The organism is Pseudomonas sp. B1(2018) (genome assembly GCF_003097365.1).
Lineage (GTDB): Bacteria > Pseudomonadota > Gammaproteobacteria > Pseudomonadales > Pseudomonadaceae > Aquipseudomonas > Aquipseudomonas laurylsulfatiphila.
Genome location: NZ_PYUK01000001.1, coordinates 63,671 through 76,491, shown reverse-complemented (window position 1 = coordinate 76,491; position 12,821 = coordinate 63,671). Strand labels below are relative to the sequence as shown.

Sequence of the window (12,821 nt, the reverse complement as noted above, 5' to 3'; positions counted from 1 at the left end):
CCGCGCCTGCTATCATGCGCGACACCTATTCGCACAGGACCGCGCCACTCCCCATGGATTACCGCAAACCCTCCGACCGCAAAAGCATGCACTCGCGCATCGTCCAGGAACTGGGCATGCAGATCGTCTCGGGACGCTTCCTGCCGGACGACAAACTGCCCGCCGAAGCGCTGTTGTGCGAAGAATATGCGGTCAGCCGGCCGGTGCTGCGCGAAGCCACCCGAGTATTGGTTGCCAAGGGCCTGGTGTATTCCCGCCCGCGCGTCGGGACCGTGGTCAAGCCGCGCAAGGACTGGCACATGCTCGATCCGGACGTGCTGCACTGGCTGATGCAAAGCAGTCCGCAAAACCAGTTTTTCGACCTGCTGACCAGTGTGCGCAGCATCATCGAACCGGCCGCTGCCGCCCTCGCCGCACAATTCGCCACCGAAGCGGACATCGCGTCCATCGGTGAGGCCTACCAGCGCATGGAAGCCGCGCCGACACCGGAGGCGCTGTTGCAGCCGGACCTGGACTTCCACAGTCGCATCGCCGACGCCACCCACAACGACTTGCTGGCCAACCTGTGCAACATGCTCTCGGTGGCCATCGCCGAAGCCTTGAAGCATTCGAACCAGCGACCGAACCTGCATGAACTGGCGCTGCCGCGGCACAAGGCGATTCTTACCGCAATCGAAAACCGTGATGCTCTGGGCGCACGGCATGCGACGCTGGTGCAGCTGGATGATGCGCGCAGTGCGTTGAATGTGGTGCTCGGCGCCGATCCTTCGTAAATCAAAATCAAAAGATCGCAGCCTTCGGCAGCTCCTACAGGTGTACACCATTCCCCTGTAGGAGCTGCCGAAGGCTGCGATCCTTTGATCTTCACGCACACAAAAAAGCCGCAACCAAGGTTGCGGCTTTTTCATTTCAACATGGATCAGTGAGCAAACAACGAGTTACCCTTCTGCCCCGCCAGTTTCTCCGGCTTGATCAGGAACCGCGCCAGTGCCGGCAACAGCCACAGCGCACCGAACATGTTCCACAGCAGCATGAAGGTCAACATCAGCCCCATGTCGGCCTGGAACTTGATGGCCGAGAAGATCCAGGTGCACACGCCGATCGCCAGGCACAGACCGGTGAACAGCACGGCCTTGCCGGTGGACTTCAGCGTCTGGTAGTACGCCTCTTGCAGCGGCAGGCCGGCACGCAGGAAGCTTTCCAGGCGGCTGTAGATGTAGATGCCGTAGTCCACGCCAATCCCCACCCCGAGCGCCACGACCGGCAGGGTCGCCACTTTCACGCCGATGCCCATGAAGGCCATCAGGGCGTTGCCGAGTACCGAGGTCAGCACCAGCGGCAGCACGATGCACAAGGTCGCCGCCCATGAACGGAAGGTGATCATGCACATGACCGCCACGCAGATGTACACCAGGATCAGGATGGTCAGCTCGGACTTCTTGATCACCTCGTTGGTGGCCGCCTCGATCCCGGCGTTACCCGCAGCGAGGATGAACTCCAGGCCGTCCTTGTTGTTTTCCTTGGCGAACTCCTGCACCGCATGCACCGCGCGATCCAGGGTCTCGGCCTTGTGATCGTTGAGGAACACCAGCACCGGCGCCAGGGAGCAACTGTTGTTGTACAGGCCGTCGGCGCGGGCGATGGAGTTGTTCAGCACATCAGGGTTACGCGACAGGGTTTCCCATTTCAGGTTGCCCTCGTTCATGCCCTTGATCATTTGCTTGGACACGGTCACCAGGGAAATCGCCGACTGCACGCCTTCGGTGTTCTGCATCTTCCACATCAGCTCGTCGATCGGCGCCATGGCTTCATAGCGCGAGCAGCCTTCGGACTTGGTCTTGACCATCACCACCAGCACGTCGGAACTGGTCGAGTAGTTGTTGATGATGAAGTTGTTGTCCTTGTTGTAGCGCGAGTCCGGACGCAGCTCCGGGGCACCCTGGTCGAGGTCGCCGATTTTAAGGTTCTGGCTGTACCACAGGCCGCCGCCGAAGGCGATCAGCGCCAGCAGAATGGAAACCGGTGCGACTTTGGCGCTGGCAAAATTCGCCAGCAGGCGCCAGAACGGATGTTCGCGGGTGGCGTCTTTCTTGCTGCGGGCCACGGCACGCTTACTGATACCGACATAGGAAATCGCCACCGGCAGCAGGATCAGGTTGGTGAACACGATCACCGCCACACCGATGGATGCACCGATGGCCAGCTCACGGATCACGCCGATATCGATGATCAGCAGCGTGATGAAACCCACGGCATCGGCGAGGATCGCGATCATCCCCGGCAGGAACAGTTGACGGAAGGTGCGACGCGCCGCCGTCAGGGCGTTGTCCGCTTCACTCGATTGCAGGGCGATCCCGTTGATCTTCTGCACGCCGTGGGAAATACCGATGGCGAAGATCAGGAACGGCACCAGCATCGAATACGGATCGAGTCCGAAGCCGAAGAAGTGCATCAGGCCCAGTTGCCAGACCACGGCCACCAGCGTCGTGCTCAACACGGCGACGGTACTGCGCAGGCAATTGGTGAACCACAGCAGGAGGATCAGGGTAATGACGAAGGCGATGCCGAAGAACATCACGACCATCACCAGGCCATCGATCAGGTCACCGACCTTCTTGGCGAAACCGACGATGTGGATCTTCACATTCGGGTTCTGCGCTTCGAACTTGGTGCGGATCTTGTCTTCAAGCTCGTGGGAGAACTGGCGGTAGTCCAGCGCCAGCAGCTTGCCCTGGTCCTGCGGGTCCGGGTAGGACTCCAGCAACGGAATGTCGACGATGCTCGATTTGAAATCGTTGGACACCAGGCGCCCGACCTGACCGGACTTGAGCACGTTGTTGCGCAGCAAATCGAGACTGGCCTGGGAGCCGTTGTAGCTCTGCGGAATCACTTCACCGCCGGCGAAGCCCTCTTCCGTCACTTCGGTCCAGCGAATGCTGGGGCTCCACAGCGACTTCAGACCGGAACGGTCGACACCGGAAATATAGAACACCTCGTCGTTGATCTGACGCAGGGTCTCCATGTATTCCTTGGAGAAGATGTCGCCATCGGTGGCTTCCACCGAGATCCGCACGGTGTTGCCCAGGTTCGCCAGATCGTTGCGGTGCTCCATCATCTTCTGGATGAAGGGATGCTCCAGCGGGATCATTTTTTCGAAGCTGGTGGACGGACGGATCAGCGTCGCCTGCCAGAACAGGAAAATACTGACCAGCAGGCAGATCGTGATCACTGCCGGACGGTTGTTGAAGATCAGGCGCTCGAGGAACGTCGCCTTGTCCTGGTGATGTGTACTCAAGGAAGTCATAGCTCCGCCTTCTTATTATTAACCCGGCTCATTTGCCCGACTCGGTACCGTTTGGCGAGGTGACGCGAACGCCGCCCTGCCCGGCCAGAACCAGATTGCCATTGCCTGCCGCCGCCACTGCCGAGACCGAAATACGGTCCGGACGGTTGACCACTTTGAAGGTTTCGCCATTGTCACTGCTGCGAATCACCGAACCGCCGTTGCCGACGATCACGATCGAACCATCGTCGAGCAGCGTGCCGCCGGACAGCCCGAACTCCAGGTCGCCGCGCTCAGCCTTGAGCTCGACTTGCTCCCAGGTGCTGCCGAAATCCGTGGAGCGATAAAGGTTGCCGCGCAGACCGTAGGCCAGCAGCGTATTGGCCTGCGCCGTGCCGATCACGCCAAACAGCGAACCTTCGTACGGACCTTCGAGCTTCTCCCAGGTCTGGCCCCAATCAGCGGAGCGGAACATGCTGCCCTGCTCGCCAACGATGAACAGCCCGGCATCCTTGACCGCGGCGATCGCGTTCAGGTGGTACTGGTCTTCGTTGTCCAGGCGGTCGCTGGCGTCTTCCCAATGCTTGCCACCGTCGGTGGTTTCCATCAGCGAGCCATAAGCGCCCACGGCAAAGCCGCTGTCGACGTCCTTGAACCAGACATCAAGCAGCGGCGATTCACGATTCAGATCTTCGAATTGCTTGGTCCAGGTCGCGCCGCCGTCCTCGCTGGCGAGGATCTGCGCGTCATGGCCCACGGCCCAGCCGTGCTTGTCATCGACAAAAAACACCGACGTCAGCAGGGCCCGGGTCGGAACCTTGGCCTGGGTCCAGGTCGCGCCCTGGTCATCGGAATACAGGATGTGCCCACGATCCCCGACCGCCACCAGGCGCTTGCCGGCGTGGACGACATCGAGCATCAGGCTTTTGGCAGCCTTGGCCGATTCAATGGAATAAACAACATCGGATGCTGGCGCCGCCGCGGCCAGCACAGGTGCCGACAGCATGGCAGAGCCCAACAGCGAGAGCGCTGTAGCCAGCAACGCTAATTTGCGCAGTGCCGGCGGGCGGCAGATACCCACACCCATGACAGGCTCACTCATAGACCTTCTCCCATTATTATTGTTAGGTCGTTCAACCTTTCTGGGCGCCGCAAGGATGCGTGTCTGGACCGGCTGTTTCAGAGCATAGTCCTGAAACCCGCCATCCAGAGCCCCTTCGGAAGCTGGCTTATCCTATCGGTGTTTTTTAATGTCTGACAATCGACGCCACGTTATCTTTTGTTAACCGAGGGGGATGGGGGCTTGGTCTGAATGGTTGGGTATCAGGTGGGGTGATGGGGGGGGGGATTGCTTGACCAGTTCAAGCTCGCTCCTACAGAGCCCGCCGCCATCCATGGGCAAGAAGATCAAAAGATCGCAGCCTGCGGCAGCTCCTACATTGACCGGGTACACCGCCAATATCGTGGACGGACAAAAATCCCCGCAGGAGCTGCCGCAGGCTGCGATCTTTTGATTTTGATTTTTGACAATATCGAAAGGGCGGAAGATCAAGATCAAAAGATCGCAGCCTGCGGCAGCTCCTACAGGCCGAGCGTTAGCTCGCCTGCAGCTCTTGATCTTGATCCACCCGCCCCCTCGGAAGGCTGAGTGGAGGCGTTCATCCGGGGGGTAGGCGCGCAGCGCCGTTCGGCGCAGCCGAACACATCGAGAGGAGGTCGAGCGAAGCCGACCGGAGGCGATGCCCCCGGATGAATGCCGGAGCGAAGGAACGCCGAGCTTTAGCGAGGGGCCGTACGTAAGGGGCGAGACCTTTTGGTTCCTTTTGGGGCGTTTGCCAAAAGGGACTCGCCGTAAGGGCGAAACCATAAGCCGCCGTTACCAAAAAAACGGATATGTACTCAATCAACCAAGAACCTGGTCGGCCCGAAGGCCGCCAAGGTCAACAACTGACTCAAGCCAAACTCTTGCTGACCACCTCAAACACATCACTGGACAACTGCCCCGAAGCCCGAATCCGCTCCAGCTCGCCCTTCATCAAAGCCTGCCGAGCGCTGTCGTACTTGCGCCAGCGCGTCAAAGGCGCCAACTGCCGAGAAGCAATCTGCGGATTGAACCCGTTCAGCTCGATCACCAGATCCGCCAGGAAGCGATACCCGGAACCATCCGCCGCATGGAAGTTGATCAGGTTCTGCCCGGCAAACGCACCGACCAGTGCCCGCACCTTGTTCGGGTTCTTGATGTTGAACGCAGGATGCTGCATCAACTGACGAACCCGCTCCAGACCACCCGGCAACACGCTGCCGGCCTGGACACTGAACCACTGGTCCATGACCAGCGGGTTGTCCTTGAAGTGTTCGGCGAAACTGGCCAGGGCCTTGGCCTTCTCGGCCTCGAACGGCGAGTTGACCAATACGGCGAGGGCAGTCAGGCGCTCGGTCATGTTGTCGCACGCCTCGAACTGCTCCAGCGTCGCCGCCAGAACCTCCGGCTTGCCGCTGAGCATCAGGTACGACAGCGCGATGTTCTGCAAGGCACGGCGGGCAAAATGTTCCGCCTCGGCCACGTACGGTGTTTGCTTCGAAAGTTCGCGGTTGGCCTGGTAACGCAGCCACAAGCCTTCGAACAACGCGTCAGCCAGTTGCTTGCGGGCAAATTCACGGGCGCTGTGAATCGCTTCGACATCCGCCACTTCGCTGATTTCGGTCAGGTACGCTTCGCTTGGCAGCGAGAGCATTTCGGCGACCATGGCCTGATCCAGCGACTCATCCGAGAGCACCGTGCGCAGCGCCGACACCAGACGCTGATCGAGCACCAGCGCTTCGCCCTTCTGCTGCTGGGCGATCAATTCCTGCAGCACCTGCACAGACAGTTGCTGGCCGGCATCCCAGCGGTTGAAGCCGTCGCTGTCGTGCTGCATCAGGAACATCAACTGGTCGCGGTTGTACGGGAAGCTCAGTTTCACCGGCGCCGAAAAGCCACGCAGCAACGACGGCAGCGGTTGTTCGGCGATATCGACGAAGGTGAAGGTCTGCTCGGCTTCGGTCACGGAAATGACCCGCGAAGTGCCTTGCGCGGCGGCCTCACCGGACAGACGCAGGGCAATCGCTACCCCTTTGGTATCCAGCAGCCCCAGCTCGACCGGAATCACGAACGGCAGTTTTTCAACCTTGTCCGGGGTTTCCGGGCAGCTCTGGCGGAAGGTCAGGCTGTAGGTTTTCGCCGCGGCATCAAAGGACTCGCTCACCGCCAGACGCGGTGTACCGGCCTGGCTGTACCAGCGCTTGAACTGGGTCAGGTCGACGCCATTGGCATCTTCCATGGCCTTGATGAAGTCATCGCAGGTCACGGCCTGGCCGTCATGGCGTTCGAAGTACAGGTCGCTGCCTTTGCGGAAGCCTTCGGCGCCGAGCAAGGTGTGGATCATGCCGACCACTTCCGAGCCCTTTTCGTACACGGTCAGGGTGTAGAAGTTGGAAATCTCGATGAAGCTGTCCGGGCGCACGGCGTGAGCCATGGGGCCGGCGTCTTCGGCGAACTGGTGGGTACGCAGGTACGCCACGTCCTGGATGCGCTTGACCGTGGCCGAGTTCATGTCCGAGGAGAAACCGGCATCGCGGAATACGGTGAAACCTTCCTTGAGCGACAGCTGGAACCAGTCGCGGCAGGTCACGCGGTTGCCCGACCAGTTGTGGAAGTATTCGTGGGCGACGATCGCCTCGACCCGCTGGTGCGCGGCGTCGGTGGCGGTTTCGGCCTTGGCCAGCACAGCGCTGGAGTTGAAGATGTTGAGGCCCTTGTTCTCCATGGCGCCCATGTTGAAGTCATTCACGGCGACGATCATGAAGATGTCCAGGTCGTACTCGCGACCGTAGACCTCTTCGTCCCAACGCATGGACTTCTTCAGGCTGTTCATGGCGTGCTGGCATTTGTCGATGTTTTCCGGCTCGACGTAAATGCGCAGCGCCACGTTGCGCTCGCTCATGGTGGTGAAGCTGTCTTCGACGCACCACAGGTCACCGGCCACCAGCGCAAACAGGTACGCCGGTTTCTTGAACGGGTCTTCCCAGGTCGCCCAGTGCCGGCCGTCTTCGCCGGGGCCGGAAGCGATCGGGTTGCCATTGGACAGCAGCACCGGATAGCTGTGCTGCTCGGCGACCACCGTGGTGGTGAAGGTGCTCATCACGTCCGGGCGGTCGAGATAATAGGTGATCTTGCGGAAGCCTTCGGCCTCGCACTGGGTGCAGAACATCGTGCCGGACTTGTACAGGCCTTCCAGCGCGGTGTTGGTTTCCGGGTGGATCCTGACACTGGTATCGACCGTGAAGGTAGCGCTGGTCGGCTGCAGGGTCAGGTGATTCTCGGTCAGTTGATACTGCGCCTCGGAAAGCTCCTGGTCGGCCAGGGTGACCGACAGCAGTTCCAGTTGCTGGCCATCCAGCACCAGCGGCGGCAGCCCCGGGCCACGCTCGGGATTGCGGCGCATCACCAGTTGCGCATGGACCAGGCTGTGGTCCTCGTACAACTCGAAGGTCAGGTGTGTTTCGTCGATCAGGTACTCGGGCGCCTGATAGTCCTTGAGGTAGATCATCTTCGGTTGTTCGGTGCGCATGCTGGAGTCCTTACTGATGCACGGCGAGCTGGTAAGCCGTGTATTTACGAATGTTGATCACGCCAGTGTCGAAGATCAGGTATTGGCCCTTGACCCCCATCAGCGTGCCTTCGGCAATCGGGTTCTTGTCCAGGTTGAAGCTGACAATCTTCGCCGGGTATTGCTCGACCGGATAGCGGATCTCCAGCGGTTCGACGCCGGTAACCGTCTGGATCGCCTGCAAGCCGAATCGTTCCTGCAACCCTTGCAAGCCTTCGGCGCAGCTGTCGAACAGTTGATCGCGAACCTCGGCCAGGTTCACCGCCGCCGCATCGCCCTTGAGTAAAGCACGCCAGTTGGTCTTGTCCGCCACCTGGCTGCGAAACAGATCCTCGACGAAGCCCGACTGCTGCCGGGTCGAGACGCGCACGATCGGCAAGGCCTGGCTAGCACCCTGGTCGAGCCAGCGGGTCGGCAGCTGGGTGGCGCGGGTAATCCCGACTTTGATCCCCGACGAGTTGGCCAGGTACACCACGTGATCGGTCATGCAGAACTTCTCGCCCCACTCCGGCTCACGGCAGGTGCCGGCGTCGAAGTGGCAGCGCTCCGGGCTCATGATGCACAGGTCACACTGGGCCAGCTTGGTCATGCACGGGTAGCAGTAACCCTGGCTGAAGCTGGTCTTGGTCTTGCGCCCGCAATGGGTGCAGTGGATCGCCCCCAGGTATTCCAGGCGCACCGTGGTGCCGATCAACGGATTGACCGGAACCTCGGTTTCGCCCAGACGGAAAGCGTATTGCACGTTCGGCCCGTCAAGGCGTGCCGACATTTTGCTGATTGCACCGCGGCCAATCTCGATCAATGGATGGCATCCGACTTGAACAGGATATTCGGCACTTCGATCGACTTCGAGGCGCATTCCTGCGGCCCCATGTAGCCGGTACGCTGGTCTTCGGGCAGGTTCTGGATTTCCCAGGCGATCATCGCCTGCAGCGACAGCTCGCGTTGTTCGGCGGTGAGTTTGCCACCGTCGGACCATTTGCCGATTTCCACCGCGAGTTTCAGGCTCTCGTAGATATCGGGGGTGATGTTCTGGATCATTTCGTTAAAAGAGGACATTGGGTCTCCGTCTCTTTATTGCATGTTCTTGAATTAGGCGGCCAGTTTACGGCGGTTATACAAACCGCCCAACAAACCGGTGAAGCATCCGATGAGTAACCCGCTGACGTGGGCCGCGTTGGCGATTTCGCCGAAGCCGATCATCGAGACCAGCCCGGACAGGCACAGCAGCAACCACACCAGCATCATCACCAGTACGCCGCGCGGCAGGCGATAAGCCGGGTTCGGCGCCAGCAGCTGGAAGATCCAGCAATGCCCGAGCAGGCCGTACAGTACGCCGGACAATCCGCCGAACAAGGTCGGGCCGCTGAAATAGTACTGGGCGTAGTTGGACACCAGGCTGAACAGCAGGGTCAGGCCGATCAGGTTGATGCTGCCCTGGCGCGACTCGATGCGCCGCCCCAGCTCCCAGTACCACATGCCGTTCATCGCCAGGTGCAGGATGCCGAAGTGGATCAGCATCGGCGTGAACAGGCGCCACCACTGCCCCGCCGCCAGGCTGTCGGCCAGCGGTGTGAAGTGGAGGTATTCGCCGACTACGCGAAATTCGAGGAAGGTCAGCCAGCGCATCGTTTCCAGGTTGTCACCGAGCAAGGTGACCGCACCGACGATGAGGCTCAGCAGCAATACCAATGCAGTGGCCCTGGCGTATTTCAGCTGTTCGACAAAGCCCGGACGCTTGATGGTCTGCGCCACCGGAATGTCCAGTTGCTGGTCGGGATCGCCCGCCGGAAACCGTTCGTACAGTGCGCGCACGTCTTCACTGATGTTGTCCGGCACCCACAGCACCTGCTCGCCCGCTTCTTCGCTGACCCGATGGGGCACTTGCATGCGTTTGAGCAAGGTGACGAACCCGCTCAAGTCCACCGCCAGGGGCAGACGCAAAACCGCTACAGCACTCATTGCAGCACCTCCGGCCGCTCGACATCGACCCAGACGAATTTATCCGGATCGAGGCGGGTTTCCTGATCCAGTCGATAGGCAACCAATTTGCCGTAGAGCACTGCGCTGTAATCCAGGCAGGCCAGGTTCGGGCGGATCGGTGCCGGCTTGCCGCTGCGCCAGTAATGGCCGACGAACAACAACGGCTCATCGATGCCATAGCGCAGCAAGCTGTTCTTTTCAGTGGACGTCAGCGGCGTCCGCGCCACGGGCTCAGGCAGCGCGTCCGGCTGGAACACGATGTCGCCGTAGGTTTTCGGATCGTCTTCCCAGAACTTGGTGCGGAAGAACGAACGCACCAGGCCGTCGCCGCTGGTCATGGTCAGGCCATGGGGCAAGCGCATGTCGGTGCCGCGCAGCAGGCGATCGAACACGGTGCAGGCAAACGAACCCGACTCCGCCGACGCCTGGAGAAAATGCTCGTCGATACAACCGTTGGGGAACAACGCCCGCAGCGGCTCGATCAGCCCGGCATCCCAACAGGCGTGGACCACGCGGAAACGCCCGGCATCGACGAACAGCGGCAGCTCATAGAACCATTGCTGGAAATCGTGCCAGTCAGCCGGATGGCCTTCGAACTGGGTCAGGGTTTCGTGCAGCAGGCGGGCATGGCGCGGCGTATGTTCGCGCACGAACTGCTTGCCGCTGCCGGGCAGCGCCGGCGTGCTCCAGCCCAGCGCATTGAACTCATGGTTGCCCATGATGCACAGCGCCTGACCGGCCTCGACCATGTCGTGGACGATGTGCAGCGCCTCGCGAATCCGCGGGCCGCGGTCAATGATATCGCCGACGAACACCGCCATGCGCGAGGCATGCCGCCAGACGCCACCCTGTTTGTGATAACCGAGTCGGTCGAGCAAGTGCTCCAGGGTCAGAGCGCAACCGTGCACGTCACCGATCAGGTCGTAGCTACGCGCGGGATCGAGCATCAGTCGCCTCCACCCCCCAGCTTGCTGCCCCAGCCGAGCTTGGTCCGGCAGACTTCGTAGTAGTTGTGGTCGAGCGGGTGAATCAGCCGCAGTTTCTGGGCTTTTTTGCTGACGGTAATGGTGTCGCCGGGCGCGCAGGTGAAGTGGTTCTGCCCGTCGCACGAGACTTGCGGGTAAATCTGCATATCCTTGGACACGACGATTTTCAGCTCACTGTTGCCATCGACCACGATCGGTCTGCCCGACAAGGTATGGGGGTACATCGGCACAATAACAATAGCGTCGAGCTTGGGGTGCATGATCGGCCCGCCGGCAGACAGCGCGTACGCGGTGGAACCGGTCGGCGTGGCGACGATCAGGCCGTCGGCCTTCTGGCTGCAGACGAACTGGCCGTCGATGTACAGCTCGAATTCGATCATTCGCGTGGATTTGCCAGGGTGCAGCACGACATCGTTCAGGGCATCGCCCTGGCCGATGGCCTCACCATGGCGGCGGACTTCGGCCTGCAGCAGGAAGCGGTTTTCCACCAGATAGTGGCCATCCAGCACTTCGGCGACCTTGGCCTCGAGCTCGTCGGGACGGATGTCGGTGAGGAACCCCAGGCTGCCCCGGTTGATGCCGAGCACCGGAATATTGTGCTTGGCCAGCGCCCGGGCAGCGCCGAGCAGGCTGCCGTCACCACCGACCACGATGACCATGTCGCAGACTTCGCCGAGCATCTTGCGCGACGAGGTTTGCAGGCCGTGCCCTGGCAGCACTTCGGCGATGGTGTCTTCGAGGATCACGTGCAGGTGACGATCGAGCAGAAACCGTTTCAGTCGGCGGACGGTATCCAGCACCTGGGAACTGCCCAGGCGACCGATGATGCCGATATTGCGAAATTGCTCCATGGGGCTCCTGCGGGGATCTGTGTGGCGGCGAAAACCACGATTATGGGCGAAAGCCGCCCGGAGACAAAATCCTTTCAGCTTCAAGGGTGTGCCCGGGTTTCGGGCTATGCTCGCAAGATGATGCTATTTCCGGATCTGCTCCACCTGCCCCATCAGTTACGCCATCCCGAAGTGCGTGACCTGGCGTGGGTCATCCTCGCCCCGCCCATGCTGGACGATACCCCGTGGCCGCAACGTCACCCGTTGGCCGGCAGCGACTGGGTGCAGGCACCGGACCGGCTGGAGCATTGGCTGCGGCAGCTGGACCGGGACAGTTATGGCTTGCTGCACTGGCTGGCCCAGGCCCGCACCCGCCGCCTGGGCCTGTACTACGAACGCCTCTGGCAATTTGCCGTGAAGCATGCGCCGGGCATTGAGCTGATTGCCGCCAACATGCCGATTCGCCGCGAAGGGCACACCCTGGGTGAGCTGGACATGCTGCTGCGTGACCGCGACGGCGTGCATCACCTGGAACTGGCGATCAAGCTCTACCTCGGCCCGCAATCCGGTGACGGGCACGACACCGCCCAGTGGCTGGGCCCGGGCTGCCACGATCGGCTCGACCGCAAACTGGCGCACCTGAGCCAGCATCAACTGCCGATTTCCGCACGCCCCGAGAGCCGTGAAGTACTGGCGGCGCTGGATATCCAGGCCTTCAGCGCCCATTTGTGGCTGGGGGGGTATTTGCTCTACCCCTGGCCCGGACAGGCCGCCCCGCCGTCGGGTGCCCATCCGCAGCATTTGCGCGGTCGCTGGCTGCATCAAAAGGATTGGCCGGCGTTGGTTGCCCAAAGCGCGCCCGGTCGCTGGCAACCCCTGCCTCGCCATGCCTGGCTGGCACCGGCGCACTATGCGGCGGAGCACACCTGGACCCCTGAACAGATGCAGGCATGGCTCAATGACCTGGACCCGCTGGCGCCGGCGCAACTGCTGGTGCGACTGACGGAAAATGCCAATGGCGACTGGGAAGAGGCCGAGCGCTTGTTTCTGGTGGCGGATCTTTGGCCGAATGTGCCGGGACAGGGTTGAG

11 protein-coding genes are annotated in these 12,821 nt (G+C 61.2%); 3 read left to right on the top strand and 8 right to left on the bottom strand.

What is annotated here, in order from left to right; translation table 11 throughout:
- Positions 1–53 precede the first annotated feature (53 nt).
- Positions 54–773, top strand: a complete 720-nt coding sequence (locus C9422_RS00355; RefSeq protein ID WP_165824740.1) for a FadR/GntR family transcriptional regulator — start codon at positions 54–56, stop codon at positions 771–773.
- A 146-nt stretch (positions 774–919) separates the two neighbouring features.
- Here the strand turns inward: C9422_RS00355 and C9422_RS00350 are convergent, their stop codons facing one another.
- Both C9422_RS00350 and C9422_RS00345 read right to left on the bottom strand, forming a co-directional pair.
- Positions 920–3,304, bottom strand: a complete 2,385-nt coding sequence (locus tag C9422_RS00350) for an RND family transporter (protein WP_116579252.1) — start codon at positions 3,302–3,304, stop codon at positions 920–922.
- Between the two features lie 28 nt (positions 3,305–3,332).
- Positions 3,333–4,385 (bottom strand): YCF48-related protein, encoded by a 1,053-nt coding sequence (locus C9422_RS00345; protein WP_007979965.1) that lies wholly within the window; start codon positions 4,383–4,385, stop codon positions 3,333–3,335.
- Between the two features lie 246 nt (positions 4,386–4,631).
- On the opposite strand from C9422_RS00345, the gene C9422_RS32130 reads away from it, so the two are divergent.
- On the top strand, positions 4,632–4,931 hold the full coding sequence (locus tag C9422_RS32130; protein WP_165824734.1) for a hypothetical protein: 300 nt from the start codon (positions 4,632–4,634) through the stop codon (positions 4,929–4,931).
- A 304-nt stretch (positions 4,932–5,235) separates the two neighbouring features.
- On the opposite strand, the gene pepN is transcribed toward C9422_RS32130, so the two are convergent.
- From pepN to C9422_RS00315, 6 genes are read right to left on the bottom strand one after another with little or no spacing between them, the layout of a single operon-like run.
- Complete coding sequence (pepN, locus tag C9422_RS00340) at positions 5,236–7,893, bottom strand: aminopeptidase N (RefSeq protein WP_116579251.1); 2,658 nt, start codon at positions 7,891–7,893, stop codon at positions 5,236–5,238.
- 10 nt (positions 7,894–7,903) lie between these two features.
- Positions 7,904–8,734: a DUF2797 domain-containing protein gene (locus tag C9422_RS00335; RefSeq protein ID WP_015095364.1), complete on the bottom strand. Its 831-nt coding sequence runs from the start codon at positions 8,732–8,734 to the stop codon at positions 7,904–7,906.
- Entirely contained in the window at positions 8,731–8,991 is a 261-nt protein-coding gene (locus C9422_RS00330; protein WP_007979148.1) for a YeaC family protein, read from the bottom strand. Before C9422_RS00330 ends, C9422_RS00335 begins: the two co-directional genes overlap by 4 nt.
- Positions 8,992–9,024: 33 nt before the next feature.
- Positions 9,025–9,894: a rhomboid family intramembrane serine protease gene (locus C9422_RS00325; protein ID WP_116579250.1), complete on the bottom strand. Its 870-nt coding sequence runs from the start codon at positions 9,892–9,894 to the stop codon at positions 9,025–9,027.
- Positions 9,891–10,865, bottom strand: a complete 975-nt coding sequence (locus C9422_RS00320) for a metallophosphoesterase (RefSeq protein WP_371319497.1) — start codon at positions 10,863–10,865, stop codon at positions 9,891–9,893. Before C9422_RS00320 ends, C9422_RS00325 begins: the two co-directional genes overlap by 4 nt.
- Entirely contained in the window at positions 10,862–11,752 is an 891-nt protein-coding gene (locus C9422_RS00315) for an NAD(+) kinase (protein ID WP_007979142.1), read from the bottom strand. The genes C9422_RS00320 and C9422_RS00315 overlap by 4 nt, the downstream gene beginning before the upstream one ends.
- Before the next feature lie 117 nt (positions 11,753–11,869).
- Between C9422_RS00315 and C9422_RS00310 the strand changes: the two genes are divergently transcribed.
- Entirely contained in the window at positions 11,870–12,820 is a 951-nt protein-coding gene (locus C9422_RS00310) for a DUF1853 family protein (protein WP_116579248.1), read from the top strand.
- Position 12,821 lies beyond the last annotated feature (1 nt).